Source organism: Xylanibacter brevis P6B11 (assembly GCF_000621825.1).
Taxonomy (GTDB): domain Bacteria; phylum Bacteroidota; class Bacteroidia; order Bacteroidales; family Bacteroidaceae; genus Prevotella; species Prevotella brevis.
Map to the genome: position 1 here is coordinate 26,459 of NZ_JHXG01000013.1, position 19,747 is coordinate 46,205.

Genomic DNA, 19,747 nt, shown 5'->3' on the forward strand with positions numbered 1-19,747 from the left:
ATAATGCAAATAAATTGTTAAGAAAGTTTGGCAGGTGATGAAATATCGGCATAAAAAAGGATTATGCCATAAAAGACTTTGAGCGGAATACGGGACTCGAACCCGCGACCCTCGGCTTGGGAAGCCAATGCTCTACCAACTGAGCTAATTCCGCAACGTATTTCAAAGAAAAAGGGGACTTGTAGGTCCCGCTTATGAAATGTATGAAAATAAATTGGAGCCGACACCCGGACTCGAACCGGGGACCTACGCATTACGAATGCGTTGCTCTACCAACTGAGCCATGTCGGCCTGCTCCTTTTGATTTTGCAGTTGCAAAGGTAATCATTTTTTTGTTTTCCAACAAATATAATTGCTACTTTTTCGCTGCCAAAGTTCTTTTTATGCCCCCTAAACTTGGTTTTCGGGGCTAATGACCCATCGATAAAGGTTACAACCAACAAAATTACCCAATACTTCGCCTATATAGATGGTGAGCAGATTGCCATCAATAAACTGTGGCGTAGCCATAAAATAAAAGGCATCTGCTATGGAATGGGTGAAACCACAAAGGATAAACACCGGCACACCAAACAACAGAGGCAGGAACTTGCCGCCTCTACCAAACTGAACAGCAGTTGTCATAATGAAACCACAACCAATGGCTAGCAGGAAGCAGGCCAAAGGTCCTTTGCTCAGGCGTGACAGTACAATCGTTTCAGCAGCTGGCAATATGTCTGGCTGAGCATAAGCAAAAACCATCGAACACAGACTGCAGGCCAACACATTACCTATCAACACTTGCGCCAACATGCCCCAGTCGCCTTTAGCACGCACAAATCCAGCGGTACCAGTATAAAGTTTCAACTGATAATGAAGCACAGCAAGAAGACCGAAAGAGAAAAGTACGGCACCGGCAACGCCCCCAACTCGGAGGTTGACCACGCAGCCTATTGAAATGCAAAGTCCAGCCAGAAAGGCTGAACGCAAAATGGATAATGGTTGATTCATGTGTGCAAAGGTACTAAAAAAAATAAGAATTTTAGTACCTTTGCACCTTTATTTTATACTATTTGCCGTATTCTTCGTACGACACGTTTTCTGTTTTCCACTTATCCTTGGGTGTGGGCTGCTCGGCAGGATAGCCTACAGCGATGACGCAAAGGGGAACAATAGTGGAAGGCAACTGCAAAAGACTGGTCACAGCCGAGACACGCCCATCGATGGGGTAAACACCTGTCCAAACGGCACCCAAGCCGAGTGCGTGAGCTGCCAAAAGGATGTTCTCGGTAGCAGCCGAACAGTCTTGTACCCAATACTCTTGTGCCTTGCCACTGAGGGCCTTATCAAGATCCCCGCATACAACAATTGCCACAGGACACTGCTCGAGCATACGGTTGCGACCGGCACCCAGTGCGATGAGCTTGGCTTTGTCGCTCACCACGACGAAATGCCAAGGCTGGCGATTGACTGCTGTAGGAGCTGCCATACCGGCACGAAGCAGCATCTCGATCTGTGATTTAGACACAGGCTGCGAGGTGAACTGACGAATACTGGTGCGAGTCATGATGGAACTGATGGTAGGATTCAGATACTGACGGATGTCGGCTTCCACACGACTGATATCCTCGGTAGGCTCATAACGACGAACGACATTGCCTTCAGCATCAACCAGGAACTTGGTGAAGTTCCACTTGATGTCGCTGTTCTTGTCGTAGTTGGCATCTTTTTTGCGCAGCATGCCGTCCATCATCTTGCCTGTGGGATCGTTGACGTCGAAGCCACGGAACCCCTGCTGCTCCTTCAGATAGCTAAAGAGCGGATGGGCATTGGCGCCGTTGACATCAATCTTGTCGAACTGTGGAAACTGAATATCGAAGTTGGCGGTACAGAACTGATGTATCTCCTCGATAGAACCAGGTGCCTGTTCGCCGAACTGATTGCAGGGGAAGTCGAGAATCTCGAGACCCTGAGCATGAAACTTCTCGTAGAGGGCTTCCAGTTCCTTGTACTGAGGTGTGAAGCCACAACGGGTGGCAGCGTTGACAATGAGCAGCACCCTACCCTTATAGTCAGCCAACGAAACATCGGTGCCAGACTCATTTTTCACTTTGAAATTGTAGATTTGTTGCGCAACAGTATTCATCGCGCATACTGAAACCAAAAGGCAGATAACTAATAGTTTTTTCATCATTTTTATATATAACGTAGTATATAATAAGAACGCACGAACCTAATTTATTATTGTATGAGGAGAAAAAGAAAAGAAAAGTGGTTGATCATCACTGACCAACCACAAAAAACTAAACTAAACAAATACTTTATGAATTAATGCTATTAAATTACAATTCAGGGATAATAGCCGATAACCAGTTTTCTATACGTGCATCAGTTTTATCATCCTCATTGATATCGTCAAGGGGAAGACCAATGAACTTTCCACCAACAACGGCTTCAGAATCGTCAAAGTCGTAGCCGTCTGTATCTACACTGCCTATGAACTTGGCACCACAATCCTTGATTCCATGATACAACTGACCAATGCCACCCACGAAGGTGTCGCTATAAGAAGCGCAGTCACCACATCCAAAAAGGGCGATGGTCTTGTCGCTGAGGTCGGCACTCTGCAGCGTTTTCAATCCATCATACCAGTCGTCTTGCAGTTCGCCGGCGCCCCACGTTGAAGTGCCGAGTATCAAATTGTTATTGGCTGCGACGACGTCAGCAGTGAGATCCTGCACGTTCAAGGCCTGGCAACCCAGTTTCGAGGCAATCTTCTCAGCGATAGCCTCGCATGTTCCGGTAGAGGAACCATAGATTACGATCGTAGTGTTCATACTTTATTTATACTATTTATTATGGTTAATTTTGATTGACACACGAATGCTCACATTTTCGCTTACAATACCTTTGGCACTGCGCACAAATGTCGTAGCCCAGCATAGCACCGAGGATAAAATCCTCTTCGGGGGAAAGCTGATTGAGCGGACGCGTGACGATGAGGCGAATGGCCTCAAGACACTCGCGGCGCCCAAAATACATATTCAGATTCTGCCGACCTGCTGGCTGTAAGATATAGGGAATGCCCTGACTCTCGAGTCGCTGCACCGCCTGCTCGCCAAACTTCTTATGACATGTAAACAGAACCATCTGCCGAACACCTTTGTTCAGCTCGTAGATGTGGTTCATCAGCACCTTCATCTCTGTGGGTATTGTCGTTCTTGTTTTCATCGGTGCAAAGGTACGACAGAATATAAACATGCGCAATACCTAAATCATAGTGTTTCACTTTTCACACAGCCGATTCTAAGAACAAAAACTGATTAATAAAAAATAGGTATTAAGGAGCATCACACAGAAAACATTTCAAAATTAGTTGTTAAAACATGGTGACATATGCTTTATTATTAGTATATTTGCAAAAAATAATAACAGATTAAGATTATGGCATTATTAGACTTAGTGAAACAAAGGTATAGCTGCAGAAGCTATGAAGAGAAAAGTGTGGAACAGGAAAAGCTCGATTATGTGATGGAATGCGTTCGTATGGCTCCATCTGCAGTCAACAAGCAGCCCTGGAAGTTTCGTATCGTAAAGAACGAAGAAGAGAAGACGAAGCTGAGAGAGTGCTACCGAGGCAACTGGTTTGGCACTGCCCCCATGTACATCATCTGCAGTATCCTGCACGACCAGGAATGGGTGCGCAGAGACGGCAAGCATCATGGCGACATCGACATCGCTATTGCAGTAGAGCATCTTTGCTTGGCAGCCACAGAACAAGGGCTGGGCACCTGCTGGGTTTGCAACTTTGATGCAGAGAAATGCAAGCAATCGTTTGAGTTGGACGAAAACGAAGAGCCTGCAGTACTGATTCCGCTAGGCTACCCAGCCGACGAGCCATCGGCAAAGATTCGTAAGGAGATGACAGAGATCCTGAAATAACACCCATTCAAAAGTGCCACTATTCCCTCATAATAGTGGCACTTTTGTTTGCTAATAGTGCCACTTTAACGTGTTAATAGTGCCACTTTCGGACCTTTCGACTTAAGTCGTGAGATCTGTTGACTTAAGTCGTGAGATCTGTTGACTTAAGTCGTGAGACCTATTGACTTAAGTCGTGAGACCTGTTGACTTAAGTCGTGAGACCTGTTGACTTAAGTCGTGAGGTCTTTCGACTTAAGCCGTGAATTAGAAGAGTAACGCTTTTTTGTTGGTAAGACGTTAGTTTTAGTTTGAAAAAGGCCTCATCCCAATCCACAATTCTCGTTGTTTTTTCGTACCTTTGCATCAAAATAAGAAAAAAATGATGCGAAATCTGCTATTGGTAGCATTGGGTGGAGCAGCAGGCTCTGTATTACGCTATCTGCTCTCAAACATCAACGCCTCGTTTCCTTGGGGCACGATTGTCGTCAACATTCTTGGTTCTTTGCTCATCGGCTTGTTGGTGGGCTTGGTCGGCAAAGGCGTTCTGGCTCCAGAGATGAAACTGCTGCTGGTAACAGGTTTTTGTGGTGGCTTCACTACCTTCAGCACTTTTGCCAACGAATCCTTTGGTATGATGAAGGCGGGCGACATTCTGCTGACTGCCCTATATGTTGGCGTCAGCGTTGTTTTAGGCATCCTGGCCGTATGGGGTGGCATGACACTGTCCAATCTTCGAGGATAGCATCATGACACTTCGACTAGGTAGAATAGTAAGCAGTTTCTTACTTAGCACTATAAAACAAAAAGGCGACAGACTGAATGAGTCTATCGCCTTTTCTTACTTTGTACACCCGCAGGGGTTCGAACCCTGGACACCCTGATTAAGAGTCAGGTGCTCTACCAACTGAGCTACGGGTGCATCACTAAAAACGAATCTTTTTTCCTTTTAAAAGTACACCCGCAGGGGTTCGAACCCTGGACACCCTGATTAAGAGTCAGGTGCTCTACCAACTGAGCTACGGGTGCATCGTTTGTCGTTTTGCGGGTGCAAAGGTACATACTTTTTCTGATACGACCAAACTTTTTAGGACTTTTTCTTTGAGAAAATGCTATTTTCTGCAATTTTACCCTATCTGGTGGCACGAAAACCCTCCAGATTATCATATTTGCGCTTCATCATGCGTAAATAGATGTTGCGCAACCACCATGGATGAGACAACGTGCAGAGGGTGCCAATGGCTATCATAATGAGATATGCAGTGGTCTCGTCGAACAACAGTAGCAGCACTGTAACTAAAACCATGGGAAGAAACATAGCCACCAGCTCAATAATCATCTGAAGTCCATTCTCCACATTTCCCTTACCCGTGATTTTCTGATTCAGAGGAATCGTCTGCTTATTATATACTGCCAACTGGAACAGCATGCAATAAAGCAGTCCGCTGGTGGTTGTTATATATGCCAGCATCATGAGCCAGGTGAACTTACCTTCAATGACGGCTGGAGTCAAGATAAGCAGAGGGACTATGAGGATTGCTACATGAAAGTAGTACTTGGCGCGTAGTAAAGCAATGATATTTTCCCGATGTACCAACAGGAGATCCATATAGTTGCCCTCGGGCGCCATAATCTTAACCAATGTGGTCATTCCATAAAGGGCAAAGCAATAGTAGCACCAGAAGTTGCGCATCATAAAGCTATCATACACATTGGTATAGGCCACTATTCCCGAAAACAATACAATTGTAGTGAGGCTCCCCATGAAACGAGAACGTATGGCCTTGTTTCGCATGATAGACTTAATCTCAAGTTTCAGGTACTCGCCTATCTGCCCGAAACGCTCGAGGAAGGAAAACTTGAAAACACGCTTCAAGTCGCTCTCTTTCTTTTGCATGTTGGCTACCTCCTCATAAGCGTAGCGGAACTGAAGTTTCCTGTTGACAGAAAACAACAGAACCAATAGCGATAACGAAACAACTACCATCCAACCAGAACAGCCTGCTTTTACAAAGAAATCAAACAAGGCATCGCAGACAGCATTGTCATCACTAAAGATCAATGGAACCAGATAGCTCGCATAAACCACGATGGGGAGTGCCCACCAAAACAGCGAGCGCTGGATGAGTGTACGTACTAGAAGATACCACTGACTATTGAAAAGAACAAAGAGCATTCCGCTCATGAGTATGCCGAGCGAAGTCAGAAAGCCTGCACCACCAAAGAGAATGACAACACAATAGGGCAAGAAGAGACAAAGCCACATCATGTTGTAGCCACTTAGCAGTGAGTTGACAAGAAAATGCTCAATCACTGACAGGCGAGGCAAAGGCAGCAACAGATAAGGGGTGACCAGCATCGCTGGCGTCTGTTGAATCATGAAACGCATGCCGAAGTCTATCAACAGAAAGATTGGCAAAACGGAAATGAGAAGACCTGGTTTGCTGCTCTCATTGGCTGGCATGGCAAGCATAGTGCCCAACAAGATGAGATAGATCATCATGAAGCCAGCACCAATATAAAGCATCACCTGAGCTACGACGCTTTGCTCAAATGCAGGACTGCGACGATAACTCAGGCGATTATTTTTTCTAAGAAGCAGGAAAAGTGATAAGCGATTCATCAGCGTAAATCAATAACCTCGGCAGAGGGGAAATCTTTAGAATTAAAACGGAACTGTGCATCAGCGAGCTTATCTTTCTTCAGACGACTGATGGTAAAGGTGGTCCACTTTGATTTCTGCAGCAATTTCACCTCGGTGGGATGATAGCTCTTTTGATCTATGGTGATAAACATCTCCTGCACCCTGCGCTTTGCATCTTTGGCAGTGAGATGAACGCGATAGCTACCCGAAGACTTGGTCATAGTGTAACTGAATCCTGTCTTATACATATTTATAAAATTATAAGGATTCAGCACCTGCAACTGCGACTCGCTAGGAGTGGTGACATTGACCTCGTCATTCTTATTCATATAAGTCCACAGTGTCTTGCCGTCGAACCACATCTTGGCTACATTGGTTGAGGCACGAAACATGCGTCCCTTCACAGCAATATCGCCACTGGTATTGCCATACTGCGCACTCGTCATCGTGAAGTGAGCTGACACACCATTCTTGCTACTAACCACAGCGGCACATTTGTCGAGCACTTGCTTGGCCGTCTGTGCTGCGGTGTGTGTAAACGTCATCTGCAATGCTAAAAGCATCAGCGCAAAAAACAATCTTTTCATTATATATCTCTCCTTATCTTTATACGTTATCTAATCTGACTAAGCAAATTCTCGAGACTTACTTCATCCTTTATAAGCACCTCACGAGGCTTTGAACCATGAGCTGCACCTACAATGCCTGCTTTTTCCAACTGGTCCATCAATCGACCTGCACGATTGTAGCCGATGGCAAACTTGCGCTGAATAAGACTCGTAGAGCCTTGCTGGCAGCCTACAATCAGACGGGCCGCATCTTCAAACATCGGATCGAGATGAGTCAAATCTGCATCGTTGGCTCCCCCACTCTCTTCACCATCACCAACAGGAGGTTCTGGCAGCTCGTAAGGAGCAAGATATCCCTGCTGCTTAGCAATGAACTGGTTGATATCATCCACCTCGGGGGTATCCACAAAAGCACACTGCACGCGGATGGGATCGTTGCCCTGCAGATAGAGCATATCACCACGACCAATCAACTGCTGAGCACCCATGCGGTCGAGAATGGTCTTAGAATCGATACCCTGCGACACCTTGAAGGCGATACGCGCAGGGAAGTTTGCCTTGATAGTACCAGTAATAATATTTGTGGTAGGACGCTGCGTGGCAATAATCATGTGGATACCTACGGCACGAGCCTTCTGTGCGATACGTGCAATAGGCAGCTCAATTTCCTTGCCGGCAGTCATGATCAGGTCGCCAAACTCATCGATAACTACGACGATATAGGGCATAAACTTATGGCCTTTCTCAGGATTAAGCTTGCGAGCAATGAACTTACGGTTGTAGTCCTTGATGTTTCTCTCGCCAGCAGCCATCAACAACTCGTAGCGGGCATCCATCTCCACACAAAGTGACTGCAGCGTACGAACCACCTTTGAGGTGTCTGTAATAATAGGATCGTCGGCCTGTTCTGGCAATGCAGCCAGGAAATGTTTAGAGATGGAGCGGTAGATACTGAACTCCACCATCTTGGGGTCAACCAGCACGATTTTCATCTCGGCAGGATGCTTCTTATAAAGGAGAGAGGTAAGGATGGCATTCAAACCAACTGACTTACCCTGACCAGTAGCACCTGCCACCAACAGGTGGGGTGCCTTGGCGAGGTCGAACATAAACACCTCGTTCGTGATGGTCTTACCCATAGCGCAGGGCAACTCCATGGTTGACTCCTGAAACTTCTTCGAGTTCAGGATAGACTCCATCGACACGATATTCTGCTTGGCGTTAGGCACCTCGATACCGATGGTTCCCTTACCAGGAATAGGCGCAATAATACGAATGCCAAGAGCTGCCAGGCTCAACGCGATATCATCCTCAAGGTTGCGGATGCGCGAAATCTTCACGCCCGAAGCTGGGGTAATCTCGTAGAGTGTGATGGTAGGACCTACAGTGGCCTTGATAGAGCTGATTTCTACGCCAAAGCTACGCAACACATCCACGATACGGTTCTTGTTGCGATTTTGCTCTTCCATATCGATGTAGGGCTTACCGTCTGACTCGTAAACTTTCAGCAGGTCGAGCGTGGGATAATGATAGTTTTCCAAGTCGCGCTTAGGATCGTAAGGCTCCATCTCCTCGATGTTCACCAATGCGCCCTCTGCCTTATCTTCGGCAGTGCCTGCATTGACATCAATAATAATATCATCATTGTTATTATCATCTTCCTGAGCAGGAACCTGAACAACAAATTCATCGTCGTTGGCAACAACAGGAGTTGCAGGGATGTCGGGCTCTACACTCACGAAGCTATCATCTTTGAACTCCACAGTTTCTGACATGGGGTCGTCGAACACCTCGGGATCCTCTACAATATGAAGCGGCTCATCGTTGCTGTTATCATGTGCTTCTGCAGAAGAGCTAATTGTAAAAGGCACATTCTTGGGAATCAACCTCAGGGGGTTGAGCACCTTTCTTAAAATGATAATAGTCTCACTACTTACGTAGATCAGGAAAAGCAAGGCTATGCATATCATGATGGCAGCCAAACCTGGCATACCTACAAATCCCTCAATCATCTTACCTGCCCACAGACCATGACCACCACCAAGATTGAAGTGCAAGTCAGGGACAATGGGCGATACAAACATTGCCAACGATACCGATGTCCACAACATGAGTAACATCAAGCAGAAGAACCACTTGATGAGCTTGGCTTGATAAGCCTTCATCAATCTCAAGGAAACCAGAAAAAGGAATACAGGAATACAAAAAGCAGAGACACCGAAACAATGACTCATGAAATAGTATGCCGACTTGGCTCCCAATGAACCACAGGCATTTTGGAACTCACCGTTTTGATTGGCCATCTCGCCAGGATTGGTATCCTCGATAATACTTTGGTCAACTTGTCCGGTGGTGAAATATGATATAAAGGCCCAAATCAGAAAAACGGATACAGCAAAGAGCAACATACCAATTACAAAGTGTAATCGCTCGTTTTGGAATATCTGTTTAAAGTTACTTAACCCTATTGACTCCATCAATGATGGTGCTTGCGTCTTGCTGTTTCTATTGTTTCTTGTGGTTTTCTTTGCCATTCTATTTGGTCATTCGTTAATTCAGTGCAAAATTAGTGGAAAAAATCCACATTAGGTCAAAAAATCGCATTTTTTTTGTATTTTTGCACCGCAAAAGAAGATAATAATGTCAAAGACTATATACAACAAATACGATAAAAAGAGGATCGCCTCTTTGCCAGTGGCATCATTTGAGGGCAGAATCATTGTCATCCTAACTGCTGGTGAAACGGAAAAGGCAGTCAACTACCTGCTGTCACAACCAATACTTGGTTTTGACACAGAGACACGTCCTTCATTCAAGAAGGGACAGCATCATAAGGTTTCTCTGCTTCAGGTATCGACAGAAGACACCTGCTTCCTGTTTAGGTTGAACCATACAGGATTGACACCAGCATTAGTACAACTGCTCACCGACAAGACGGTGAAAAAGATTGGATTATCCTGGCACGACGACCTGAATGCGCTACATAAGCTTAGCGACTTCAAGGCCGGTTGTTTTACTGATATCCAAGACTTTGCAAAAGTGCTTGGCATAGAGGATCTCAGTTTGCAGAAGCTATACGCCAACCTGTTTGGACAGAAAATCAGCAAGCGCCAACAATTGAGCAACTGGGAAGCAGACATACTAAGCGACAAACAGAAAACCTATGCAGCAACCGATGCGTGGGCATGCATCAAGATATACCAGGAACTGGTTAGGCTGAAAGAGACAAATGACTATCAACTCGTAATACAACAAGAAGACAATACATATGCAGAAGTATAAGAAGATATATCTCAAAAGAGGTAAAGAAGAGAGCTTGTTACGTTTTCACCCTTGGGTTTTCTCGGGTGCCATCCAACAAATGGATGAAGGTATAGAAGAAGGCGAAACAGTTCAGGTGCTGACTTCGCGCAATGAATTTATTGCCGTAGGCCACTATCAGCAGGGGTCTATTGCAGTACGTATTCTGTCGTTTAGCGACGTAGCTATTGACGAGAAATTCTGGCAGTCGCGCCTGTCTTCTGCCTATCAGATGCGCCTAAGCATAGGTATTGCCGGCAATCCAAGTAACAACACCTACAGACTGGTGCACGGAGAAGGTGACAATCTGCCAGGACTTATCATCGATGTCTATGGCCCAACGGCTGTAATGCAGGCACATAGCATCGGCATGCACTTATGTCGTCACGACATTGCCCGCGAGTTGGTCAACGTGATGGGTGATCAGATCACGAGTATCTACTACAAGAGTGAGACCACCCTACCCTATATGGAGCCCGAGAATGGTTTTATCTACGGTGGATGCAACGATGATACGGCCCTTGAAAATGGACTAAAGTTCCATGTTGACTGGCTGCACGGCCAGAAAACTGGATTCTTTGTAGATCAGCGCGAGAACCGCTCGCTGCTGGAACATTATGCAAAAGGCAAGAAGGTGCTGAACATGTTCTGCTATACAGGAGGCTTTTCTTTCTATGCTATGCGCGGCGGTGCCGCGCTGGTACACTCTGTTGACAGTTCTGCAAAGGCTATCGACCTGACTCGTAGCAACGTGGAACTGAACTTTCCTGGAGACAAACGCCATGAGGCTTTCTGCGAGGATGCATTCAAATATCTGGATGGAATGGCAGGTAAGTATGACCTGATTATTCTGGACCCACCGGCTTTTGCAAAGCATCGCGGTGCACTACATAACGCTTTGAAAGGCTATACCCGTCTGAACAACAAGGCTTTCGAAAAGATTGCAAAAGGAGGCATTCTGTTCACGTTCTCTTGTTCACAAGTGGTCACCAAGGATCATTTCCGCAATGCAGTCTTTACGGCTGCAGCTCAAGCCAAGCGCAAAGTGCGCATCCTGCACCAATTGCATCAGCCAGCAGACCATCCTGTGAACATTTATCACCCAGAAGGAGAATATCTGAAAGGACTTGTTCTGTATGTTGAATAAGGTAAGGCAGTTTATCGAACTTCATCATTTGCTCGACGTATCGCAGAAATATCTTGTGGCCCTCAGCGGTGGCGCAGACAGCGTCTGCCTTCTGCTGATGCTAAAAGAGCTAGGATACAAAGTTGAGGCTGTTCATTGCAACTTCAATCTACGCGGTGAAGAGAGCTATCGAGATGAGGCGTTTGTGAAACAGCTTTGCAGCACGCAACACATTGAACTACACTTGATACATTTCGATACCAGGACCTATGCTTCACTTCATAAGGTCAGCATTGAAATGGCTGCGCGCGAACTGCGTTACAACTACTTCGAGCAGTTGAGAAAAGACCTGGGGTGTGCCGGCATCTGTGTGGCACACCACGAGGACGATACGGTAGAAACCGTCTTAATGAACTTGCTGCGCGGTACTGGATTACGCGGATTGACAGGCATCAAACCTTGTAATGGCTATATTCTACGCCCATTGTTATGTATCAGTCGTTGTGACATAGAATCATGGCTTAAAAGCAAGGGACAAGCTTATGTCACTGACAGCACAAATCTGGAGGCTGATGTGATGCGCAACAAATTGCGCTTGCAGGTCATACCATTATTGAATCAGGTGTCACCTAGTGCCAGGACAAACATCTTAAAAACGGCTCGCTACATGACCGAAGCAACCTCTGTCTATGACAAGAGTATGGCGGATGCACTGGCGCGACTGCTTAAAAACGACGCAATCTCCATAGAACAATTACTTCAAGAGCCTTCTGTTGAGTGCATTCTCTACGAATGGCTAGGCGGGAAAGGGTTCTCTTCACAAACAATTGAAAACATCAGTGACTCGCTGAACCAATTGCAGGCGGGACGCGAGTGGACTTCGGCAACACATCAATTGACGGTTCATCGCGGTCAGCTTGTTCTAGAGCCACTACATGCAGGACTGCCATCACTGCGAATTCCAGAAACAGGCGTCTATCATTATAATGGTACTGAGAAGTATCGCATTAAGAAAGAGGAAGGAAAACAGATTGTTTTAGACTGTCAAAGTGCCTGTTTGGACGCAGAAAAGCTACACTTTCCGCTTACAATTCGGCCAGTATTGAATGGCGACCGCTTTCAACCATTTGGAATGAAGGGCACCCGACTGGTGAGCGACTTCCTTACTGATGTACACCTAAGCATTTTCGATAAGCGCAGAACACTGGTGATATGCGATGCCAATGGTGAGATTGTGTGGCTGGTAGGCCACCGCCCCGATCATCGTTTTTGCGTCACCGATAGCACCAAAAATACCATTATCATTTCAAGAGAAAAACTAAAGTAAATTTGGTTGTATCGAAAATAATATATAATTTTGCAAACAATAAAAACAAATATCTCTAAAAACAAACAAGAAAATGTTGAAACCATTAAACAAGCACTTTGCACCTAAGAGCGTAATGCCCGAGAAGGTGATTCAGTTTGGCGAAGGAAACTTCCTTCGTGCATTCGTAGATTGGATTATCTGGAATATGGACCAGAAGACCAACTTCAATGGATCCGTTGTGGTGGTTCAACCACTGGCACAAGGAATGGTTGAATGGTTGAACGGACAGGACTGTCTGTATCATGTCAATTTGCAGGGACGCGAAAACGGCAAACCTGTCAACACACTAGAGCGTATTGATGTGATTAGCCGCTGTCTGAACCCCTACTCTCAGAACGATGCTTTCATGGCACTAGCCGACCAGCCCGAGATTCGTTTTGTGATTTCTAACACCACAGAAGCAGGTATTGCTTTCGACCCATCGTGCAAGCTGGATGACAAACCCGCCAGCAGCTATCCCGGTAAGCTTGTTCAGCTGTTGTATCGTCGTTATCAGACGTTCAATGGTGATCCTACAAAAGGACTGATCATCTTCCCCTGCGAACTTATCTTCCTGAATGGTCACGTTCTGAAAGATTGCATCCGTAAATATATCGAACTGTGGCAATTGCCCGAGGGCTTCAGCAAGTGGTTTGAGGAGTCTTGCGGTGTTTATGCAACTTTGGTGGACCGTATCGTACCAGGCTTCCCTCGTAAGGAGATTGCACAGATTCAGGAAAAGATTGGCTATCGCGACAATCTCGTTGTTCAGGCCGAGAACTTCCACCTGTGGGTTATCGAAGCGCCAAAAGAGGTGGCAAACGAATTCCCTGCCGACAAAGCAGGCCTGCACGTTCTGTTCGTCCCCTCAGAAGAGCCCTACCACAAGCGTAAGGTTACACTCCTAAATGGTCCTCACACTGTTCTCTCGCCTGTAGCTTATCTCAGTGGCGTAAACATCGTTCGTGACGCTTGCAACCATGAAGTTATCGGCAAGTACATTCACAAGGTACAGTTTGAAGAGCTGATGCAGACGCTCGATCTGCCTATGGAGGAACTGGAGAAATTTGCCAGCGATGTACTGGAACGCTTTGACAACCCATTTGTGGATCATCAGGTGACCAGCATCATGCTGAACTCATTTCCCAAATTCCAGGCTCGCGACCTGCCCGGTGTAAAGACATACCTGGAGCGTAAGGGTGAACTGCCTAAGGGATTGGTATTTGGTTTGGCGGCTATCATTACCTACTATAAAGGTGGTAAGCGTCAGGATGGCGCAGAGATTACGCCTAACGACGATCCAAAGATTATCGAACTGCTGCAGCAATTGTGGGCAACTAACGATACACAGAAGGTGACAGACGGTGTACTTGCTGCCGATTTCATCTGGCAGGAAGACCTGAATAAAGTGGATGGACTGAATAAGATGGTTAAAGAGTTCCTCGACCTCATCCAGAGCAAGGGTATGCTTGAGGCCGTCAAGACCATTCTCTAAAATTTGAATTTTACAATTAATGGCAGATGGTCGCTGAACCCTTTCTGAAATCTGATGCCATTATAAGAACGTAAAGGACGCTTTCCTCCGAAACGAACATCATCGTCAAGGAGGAAAGCGTTGTCGTTGATATAGGTTGATTCTACACAATCGGCAACACGCTTCGAACAGAAAAAGTGATCTAAAGAGCGCCACTCACCCTGAAAGCGATAGGTACCTTTTGCCTCTCCACATATACCTACCGTATTCTTTGTAACATTGACAAGCGAGGATTTCTCCAGATATTTCAACGATGCATCATCGAAATAATCATTAAAGTCGCCCGTCACAATCACCCTCTCCTGATGATACATCTTTACCTGGCGACTAATTATCTCTGCCACTTTCATGCGGTACGGACGCGTTTCTTTCTCACCACCATATCTACTAGGAGCGTGAACCACATAGATATGTAGTGTATCACCCGTGATAATCTGCCCTTGCACATATAGAATATCACGTGTGGGTCGCATTTCAGGCAACACAGGTACTTCGAGCGACTCATAACAAAGCGGGCGGAAAGAAGCTGGCTGATAGAGTAAGGCCACGTCAAGTCCTCTCGCATCGGGTGAGGTGGTCATCAGATACTCATACCCAGCATTTCGCAATAAGGAGCGTCGCGTCAGTTGATGAAGGACAGAATCATTTTCAACTTCTACCAATGCAACGAGATCAGGTAGATGATCCGAACAAGATAAAATCTCCTGCCCAATTCTGTTCAACTTCCCCCAATAACGGGTTCTTGTCCAATAACGTTTGCCGTCCGGCAGAAACTCGCTGTCCTCCTTCCCTACGTCGTGAGAAGTGTCAAACAGGTTTTCGCAGTTTAACTCAACGAATGTAAGGAAGGAGGACAGCAGAAGGGATAGGATCATCTTAGCAGACTTTCTCCAGTCGTTTCATGATTAAGAACATGAAGGTTGATGCCAACAGGCAAAGCCCAGCGAACACTGCCCATACCGTCCAAAGAGGAAGTTCGCCCCACAGGAGCCCACCAACCATTACAAGCTGGTTGCCAAGAGCAGTAGATACGAACCAACCACCCATGCAAGCGCCCTTGTACTTTGGAGGTGCTACTTTTGATACGAACGAAATACCCATTGGTGAAAGCAACAGCTCACCAAATGTAAGGATGAGATAGGTGCTGATCAACCAATATGAAGAAGCACATGGGGCAGCATCACCAAGATTTGCCTGTTCTACAGGTGAAGGCAATGTCAGTGAAGCATAAAGCATCAAACAGAAGGCCACTGCGGCAACAATCATACCATACGCAATCTTTCGAGGAGCTTTAGGTTCCTTATTGCGTGATGCCAGCCAACCAAAGATAGACAAAGACACAGGTGTCAACGCTACTACATAGAAAGGATTGAACTGCTGGAAGATAGGAGCTTTCACCTCTACAGCACCATCAATATGACTATAGTTGTAGTAAAGGAATGCTAAAGCTGCAACAACTGCAACAACTGCAATGACCTTACTCTTTGAAGTCTTACCCTGGAAGAGTGAGAAAGCAGAATAAACCATGATAATGATGGCAACGAGGTTCCAAACATTGAAAGCCATTGACTTCAAACCGTCTGCAGAAGTCTCATTATATTCGTTAGCAAAGTATGTCAAAGAAAGACCATTCTGGTGGAAAGACATCCAGAAGAAAGCTACAACACCAAATACCAACAGAAGAGCAATGAGACGCTCTTTAGTTTCTGAGGGTGACAGTGTATCTTCTTCTACTTGATTACCATTCTTCTTAACACCGCCCTCAACATGACGGAAAGTACTACGGAAAGCATAGTAAATGGCGATAGACAAAATCAGTGAAGCACAAGCTACTGCAAATGCAAAGTGATAAGAGTCATTCTCGCTTACGCCGAGGTTCTGCTGAGCCCACTCCATAATACGAATGGCCGCCGTGGGTGCAAACAAGGCACCAATATTGATAGCCATATAGAAAATAGAGAAACCTGCATCGCGCTTATCAACATATTGGGGATCATTGTAGAGGTCGCCTACCATCACCTGAAGGTTACCCTTGAACAATCCGGTTCCTAAACCGATGCTCAGTAGTGCTACAAGCATCACAACAAGTGCGACCGTGTTGCCACCAAGAGGAACAGACAACAGCAGATAGCCCAGGAACATAATGATAATACCCGTGGTTACCATTTTTCCAAATCCGAATTTGTCGGCCATAAAGCCGCCAATCAGTGGGAAAAAGTAAACAAACATCAAGAACGAGCTATAAATAACACCGGCTGTGCCTGGTGTCAAGCCGTAATTAGCTCTTAAAAACAAAGCAAAGACGGCCAACATAGTGTAATAGCCGAATCGCTCTCCGGTGTTGGCAAGTGCCAACGCATAAAGACCTTTTGGTTGGTTTTCAAACATAGTTATTTAATTTTGGTATTTTTACTTTTTACTAAATCAAAGAGATAGGTCATTTTGATGACGATGTTACTAATGTTGGAGCGAGCAAAATAGTCCTGTTTTGAATTGCCATAGATGTCGCCAAGACCATAATAATAGCGACCTTCAAGTAATAAATGGCCTGCATGAGGTATAGAGAACTCTAATCCCAAACCTGCAGCTATACCATAGTCCACTTTATGCTCTACTGACATCGTATCCTGGGCTATTATTGATGAAGTACGTGAACTGAGGTTGATATCCGAATACTCGAAATTCTTCTTTGTTTTCTCGTTTAGGAATATACCGAGCTGCGGACCTGCTTGAAAAAAGAACTGCAAGCCACGACGTTCTCGTCCCCACCCTAAACGGGCAAAAACAGGAATTTGAAGATATGTCATATCTCGCTGATACGATTCAGCCAAACCAGTTACCGTATTAATCACTGGCTCATCGTCTGGGGTCTTGATATCTTCCTTCCATCCCAACTGAGTATAATTGACCTCAGCAACAACAGCACAGATACTATTGAAATATTTCTCTGAAGTATATCGCAGCGTCAGTCCTCCAGTCAGACCAGTATGCTGACTTTGCGGCACAGTTGGTGTGAAACCAATGTTACTGAACACATAGCCGCCATTAAAGCCAACGGCAAATTCATTACGATAATCGCCAATTTGAGCCTTAGCAGCAGCAGTAACTGCCAACAGGACTGTTAAGAAGAAAAAGCGCTTCACCATTCTATTAATAATTGAGAGCATCGATTGTGAAGTCTGGCTTATAGTGAATAAACATATATGCTTTGTTTTGTAATCCTCCATGACTTACACGTTCAAACTTCAGCGGGGTTTGAACTGCCTGATAGTTGAATCGACCAGGTGCACCATCGAACTGCATTCCGTACTTATGGAGGCCACGCAGGAAATAGACCGCATGATCAAATCCTGATAACGCGAAACGAGGCATGATAGTAATCATGTCTTGATGAAAATTCCAACGATAGCGCTGCAGCAGACGAATGGTCTGGGGAGAATTGACATTCGTGTAAAATGGTGCAGGAATATATGTATCAAAGCGATGGAAATGAGATTGCTGAGCATAGATGCCTCCCAGCCACTCTGTATAACCGAATACGGAAATCTGCACGTCAGGATGCTGCTGAAGAATGGTATCCAATCTCTTGTACAATTGCGGTATATACGAAGTATTTTCCGTATTAAGTACAACCACATTGGGGATACCCTTCAAGAATGCGCCCATAAAATGTAAATCCGATGAGTTGATACTTGTAAGATTATACATCTTTCCATCTTTCTCAAACTGCTTTCTTAAGGCACTGGTAAAACCTCCCTTAGAACTATTCGCATCGCTGCAATTTATAATAATGGGGTGATAATCCTTAAACCATATAGCGAAACGACGAGCCGTGATGTCATCGAGATCATCAGAGGGTTGATAAATTTGGAATATATACCGATTGTTGACAATCTCTGGGATGTCCAGCGAGAATGGAACAACCATCAGACATTGATGCTGCTGGGCAAAAGCTGCCAAAGTGGGTACATGCTTGTTGTAATAAGGTCCAATTAAGATATCGCATTTAGCAGCATCAATCTGAGGCAGCAGAGCTCCAAGGTTTGTGTCTTCCGACAGATTCCAGGCATGTATATCTACAGAAATACCTTCGTGTTTCATACTATCGCAGGCCATCAAAATGCCTCGATAGTACTCTAGCATTCGTTTTCCATCGTTATTTTGCAGATGTAAAGGCAGCAACACGCCCATACGAATAGGTCGCTGGCGAACATCGTCAACGGCAAATATCGTGCGGTCATTCTGGCTATCACCATTTGTAGTCACAGGAATATTTATCAGGTCACCTTTCTTCAACTGATAATCTGGCTGGAGCATAACCGGGTTGGCTTGCTTCAACTGTTCCTGAGTGATACCATACATTCGAGCGATACCATAAACGGTCTCTTTCTTCTGTACTTTATGCACCTTCACATATTGTGCACGGATAACACCTACACAACATAACAAAAGAACGATGCAAATGTTACGTAACAATCGAGCCATAATCTTTATAACTGCTTTTTCGAGTGCAAAAATACGAAATAAATATGAAATGATTGCAAGCAAAGCAAAAAATGTTCTAACAAAGGAGGGTTTATTTTCAATAAATTAGTATCTTTGCACGTTAATACAATAAAAACGATGAGAAATAGATTAATAAGTTTCCTTTGGTTACCTCTAATGCTTTTACCCCTGATGGCAACTGCACAGGATGTTGATCCTCAGGCATATTATGTCGATGATGAGACAAATGCGCAAGTATCATCGAACATTTCCAATGCGCAAGCGCCACTCGAAGTAACATTCAGGGCTAACCCTACAGGAATGGAGAACTACACCCCATCATACGAATGGCATTTCAGAAAAAAGACAAATAATAACTACGAAGAGTTATTTGTTAGATACGAGGAAGAAACACAATATACTTTCCGTGAATCGGGAACATATAGTGTGATACTGAAGACGAAGCTTGACAATCAGGGGACAGAACTTGAAGAGAAAGAGATCGTCATTACGATTGTTGAAAGCAAGCTGGATTTCCCCAATGCGTTCTCGCCCAATGGAGATGGAATCAACGACACGTTTAAAGCAAAAGAAGGATACAAGAGTATTGTCAAGTTCAAAGCTATCATTCTGAACCGATGGGGACAAAAGTTATATGAATGGAACAGTCCTTCAGGCGAATGGGACGGAACATTCAAAGGAAAACCTGTGAAAGACGGAGTTTACTTCCTCCACGTCAATGCGAAAGGTGCCGATGGTGCTATTTATGAGTTTCGCAAAGATATTAACCTGCTGAGAGGATTTACCGAAGGAGGGGCTTCGTCATCGACACACTAAGGAA

At 45.2% G+C, this 19,747-nt stretch carries 18 protein-coding genes and 4 tRNA genes; 7 read left to right on the forward strand and 15 right to left on the reverse strand.

Features of this window, described 5'->3' with window-relative positions:
* Window positions 1–81: 81 nt before the first annotated feature.
* The 6 genes from T496_RS0108470 to T496_RS0108495 all read right to left on the reverse strand — a co-directional run bounded on the left by T496_RS0108470 (window position 82) and on the right by T496_RS0108495 (window position 3,210).
* Window positions 82–154, reverse strand: a tRNA-Gly gene (locus T496_RS0108470).
* A gap of 61 nt (window positions 155–215) precedes the next feature.
* Window positions 216–291, reverse strand: a tRNA-Thr gene (locus T496_RS0108475).
* A gap of 99 nt (window positions 292–390) precedes the next feature.
* Window positions 391–990, reverse strand: a complete 600-nt coding sequence (locus tag T496_RS0108480; RefSeq protein WP_081783596.1) for a formate/nitrite transporter family protein — start codon at window positions 988–990, stop codon at window positions 391–393.
* 58 nt (window positions 991–1,048) lie between these two features.
* Window positions 1,049–2,125, reverse strand: coding sequence for a nitroreductase family protein (locus tag T496_RS15345; RefSeq protein ID WP_316928898.1), 1,077 nt, complete (start codon window positions 2,123–2,125; stop codon window positions 1,049–1,051).
* Window positions 2,126–2,321: 196 nt separating this feature from the next.
* Window positions 2,322–2,816, reverse strand: a complete 495-nt coding sequence (gene fldA / locus T496_RS0108490; RefSeq protein WP_027450381.1) for a flavodoxin FldA — start codon at window positions 2,814–2,816, stop codon at window positions 2,322–2,324.
* Window positions 2,817–2,841: 25 nt separating this feature from the next.
* Window positions 2,842–3,210 carry a DUF2023 family protein gene (locus T496_RS0108495; protein ID WP_027450382.1) on the reverse strand — a complete coding sequence of 123 codons (369 nt, stop codon included), beginning with the start codon at window positions 3,208–3,210 and terminating at the stop codon, window positions 2,842–2,844.
* Window positions 3,211–3,423: 213 nt separating this feature from the next.
* Here T496_RS0108495 and T496_RS0108500 point away from each other — a divergent pair, with 213 nt between their 5' ends.
* Together T496_RS0108500 and crcB are read left to right on the forward strand one after the other, a co-directional pair.
* Window positions 3,424–3,921 (forward strand): nitroreductase family protein, encoded by a 498-nt coding sequence (locus T496_RS0108500; RefSeq protein WP_027450383.1) that lies wholly within the window; start codon window positions 3,424–3,426, stop codon window positions 3,919–3,921.
* A gap of 361 nt (window positions 3,922–4,282) precedes the next feature.
* Complete coding sequence (gene crcB / locus T496_RS0108505; protein ID WP_027450384.1) at window positions 4,283–4,645, forward strand: fluoride efflux transporter CrcB; 363 nt, start codon at window positions 4,283–4,285, stop codon at window positions 4,643–4,645.
* Window positions 4,646–4,749: 104 nt separating this feature from the next.
* Here the strand turns inward: crcB and T496_RS0108510 are convergent.
* From T496_RS0108510 to T496_RS0108530, 5 genes are all read right to left on the reverse strand, one after another.
* Window positions 4,750–4,822: transfer RNA gene (locus T496_RS0108510), tRNA-Lys, on the reverse strand.
* 34 nt (window positions 4,823–4,856) lie between these two features.
* A tRNA-Lys gene (locus T496_RS0108515) sits at window positions 4,857–4,929 on the reverse strand.
* A gap of 103 nt (window positions 4,930–5,032) precedes the next feature.
* A complete protein-coding gene (locus T496_RS0108520) occupies window positions 5,033–6,523 on the reverse strand; it encodes a DUF5687 family protein (protein WP_027450385.1) in 1,491 nt (496 codons plus the stop codon).
* A complete protein-coding gene (locus T496_RS0108525; protein ID WP_027450386.1) occupies window positions 6,523–7,131 on the reverse strand; it encodes a LolA-like putative outer membrane lipoprotein chaperone in 609 nt (202 codons plus the stop codon). The genes T496_RS0108520 and T496_RS0108525 overlap by 1 nt, the downstream gene beginning before the upstream one ends.
* 26 nt (window positions 7,132–7,157) lie before the next feature.
* Window positions 7,158–9,647, reverse strand: a complete 2,490-nt coding sequence (locus T496_RS0108530; RefSeq protein WP_027450387.1) for an FtsK/SpoIIIE family DNA translocase — start codon at window positions 9,645–9,647, stop codon at window positions 7,158–7,160.
* 106 nt (window positions 9,648–9,753) lie between these two features.
* Between T496_RS0108530 and T496_RS0108535 the strand changes: the two genes are divergently transcribed.
* The 4 genes from T496_RS0108535 (at window position 9,754) to T496_RS0108550 (ending at window position 14,382) form a co-directional block, all read left to right on the forward strand.
* The gene (locus tag T496_RS0108535; protein WP_027450388.1) at window positions 9,754–10,395 is read left to right on the forward strand and encodes a 3'-5' exonuclease; all 642 of its coding nucleotides are present in this window, start codon (window positions 9,754–9,756) and stop codon (window positions 10,393–10,395) included.
* On the forward strand, window positions 10,382–11,560 hold the full coding sequence (locus T496_RS0108540) for a class I SAM-dependent rRNA methyltransferase (RefSeq protein WP_044110927.1): 1,179 nt from the start codon (window positions 10,382–10,384) through the stop codon (window positions 11,558–11,560). Before T496_RS0108535 ends, T496_RS0108540 begins: the two co-directional genes overlap by 14 nt.
* Complete coding sequence (gene tilS / locus T496_RS0108545) at window positions 11,550–12,866, forward strand: tRNA lysidine(34) synthetase TilS (protein ID WP_027450439.1); 1,317 nt, start codon at window positions 11,550–11,552, stop codon at window positions 12,864–12,866. Before T496_RS0108540 ends, tilS begins: the two co-directional genes overlap by 11 nt.
* Window positions 12,867–12,942: 76 nt before the next feature.
* A complete protein-coding gene (locus T496_RS0108550; RefSeq protein WP_027450390.1) occupies window positions 12,943–14,382 on the forward strand; it encodes a tagaturonate reductase in 1,440 nt (479 codons plus the stop codon).
* Here T496_RS0108550 and T496_RS0108555 read toward each other — a convergent pair.
* From T496_RS0108555 to T496_RS0108570, 4 genes are read right to left on the reverse strand one after another with little or no spacing between them, the layout of a single operon-like run.
* Entirely contained in the window at window positions 14,379–15,296 is a 918-nt protein-coding gene (locus T496_RS0108555; protein WP_027450391.1) for an endonuclease/exonuclease/phosphatase family protein, read from the reverse strand. The two genes, T496_RS0108550 and T496_RS0108555, sit on opposite strands and share 4 nt — an antisense overlap.
* Window position 15,297: 1 nt before the next feature.
* Window positions 15,298–16,809, reverse strand: coding sequence for a peptide MFS transporter (locus T496_RS0108560; RefSeq protein WP_027450392.1), 1,512 nt, complete (start codon window positions 16,807–16,809; stop codon window positions 15,298–15,300).
* Window positions 16,810–16,811: 2 nt separating this feature from the next.
* Window positions 16,812–17,567: a porin family protein gene (locus T496_RS0108565; protein WP_044110946.1), complete on the reverse strand. Its 756-nt coding sequence runs from the start codon at window positions 17,565–17,567 to the stop codon at window positions 16,812–16,814.
* A gap of 4 nt (window positions 17,568–17,571) precedes the next feature.
* Window positions 17,572–18,906 carry a PBP1 and LysM peptidoglycan-binding domain-containing protein gene (locus tag T496_RS0108570; RefSeq protein ID WP_027450394.1) on the reverse strand — a complete coding sequence of 445 codons (1,335 nt, stop codon included), beginning with the start codon at window positions 18,904–18,906 and terminating at the stop codon, window positions 17,572–17,574.
* A gap of 192 nt (window positions 18,907–19,098) precedes the next feature.
* On the opposite strand from T496_RS0108570, the gene T496_RS0108575 reads away from it, so the two are divergent.
* Window positions 19,099–19,743, forward strand: coding sequence for a T9SS type B sorting domain-containing protein (locus T496_RS0108575; RefSeq protein WP_231478029.1), 645 nt, complete (start codon window positions 19,099–19,101; stop codon window positions 19,741–19,743).
* Window positions 19,744–19,747: the final 4 nt, after the last annotated feature.

What these genes read in the sequence shown, in the direction of transcription:
- T496_RS0108480 (WP_081783596.1), bottom strand. Translation starts at nt 990, where the DNA reads ATGAATCAACCATTATCCATTTTGCGTTCAGCCTTTCTGGCTGGACTT.
- T496_RS15345 (WP_316928898.1), bottom strand. Translation starts at nt 2,125, where the DNA reads ATGAATACTGTTGCGCAACAAATCTACAATTTCAAAGTGAAAAATGAG.
- fldA (WP_027450381.1), bottom strand. Translation starts at nt 2,816, where the DNA reads ATGAACACTACGATCGTAATCTATGGTTCCTCTACCGGAACATGCGAG.
- T496_RS0108495 (WP_027450382.1), bottom strand. Translation starts at nt 3,210, where the DNA reads ATGAAAACAAGAACGACAATACCCACAGAGATGAAGGTGCTGATGAAC.
- T496_RS0108500 (WP_027450383.1), top strand. Translation starts at nt 3,424, where the DNA reads ATGGCATTATTAGACTTAGTGAAACAAAGGTATAGCTGCAGAAGCTAT.
- crcB (WP_027450384.1), top strand. Translation starts at nt 4,283, where the DNA reads ATGATGCGAAATCTGCTATTGGTAGCATTGGGTGGAGCAGCAGGCTCT.
- T496_RS0108520 (WP_027450385.1), bottom strand. Translation starts at nt 6,523, where the DNA reads ATGAATCGCTTATCACTTTTCCTGCTTCTTAGAAAAAATAATCGCCTG.
- T496_RS0108525 (WP_027450386.1), bottom strand. Translation starts at nt 7,131, where the DNA reads ATGAAAAGATTGTTTTTTGCGCTGATGCTTTTAGCATTGCAGATGACG.
- T496_RS0108530 (WP_027450387.1), bottom strand. Translation starts at nt 9,647, where the DNA reads ATGGCAAAGAAAACCACAAGAAACAATAGAAACAGCAAGACGCAAGCA.
- T496_RS0108535 (WP_027450388.1), top strand. Translation starts at nt 9,754, where the DNA reads ATGTCAAAGACTATATACAACAAATACGATAAAAAGAGGATCGCCTCT.
- T496_RS0108540 (WP_044110927.1), top strand. Translation starts at nt 10,382, where the DNA reads ATGCAGAAGTATAAGAAGATATATCTCAAAAGAGGTAAAGAAGAGAGC.
- tilS (WP_027450439.1), top strand. Translation starts at nt 11,550, where the DNA reads ATGTTGAATAAGGTAAGGCAGTTTATCGAACTTCATCATTTGCTCGAC.
- T496_RS0108555 (WP_027450391.1), bottom strand. Translation starts at nt 15,296, where the DNA reads ATGATCCTATCCCTTCTGCTGTCCTCCTTCCTTACATTCGTTGAGTTA.
- T496_RS0108560 (WP_027450392.1), bottom strand. Translation starts at nt 16,809, where the DNA reads ATGTTTGAAAACCAACCAAAAGGTCTTTATGCGTTGGCACTTGCCAAC.
- T496_RS0108565 (WP_044110946.1), bottom strand. Translation starts at nt 17,567, where the DNA reads ATGGTGAAGCGCTTTTTCTTCTTAACAGTCCTGTTGGCAGTTACTGCT.
- T496_RS0108570 (WP_027450394.1), bottom strand. Translation starts at nt 18,906, where the DNA reads ATGGCTCGATTGTTACGTAACATTTGCATCGTTCTTTTGTTATGTTGT.
- T496_RS0108575 (WP_231478029.1), top strand. Translation starts at nt 19,099, where the DNA reads ATGGCAACTGCACAGGATGTTGATCCTCAGGCATATTATGTCGATGAT.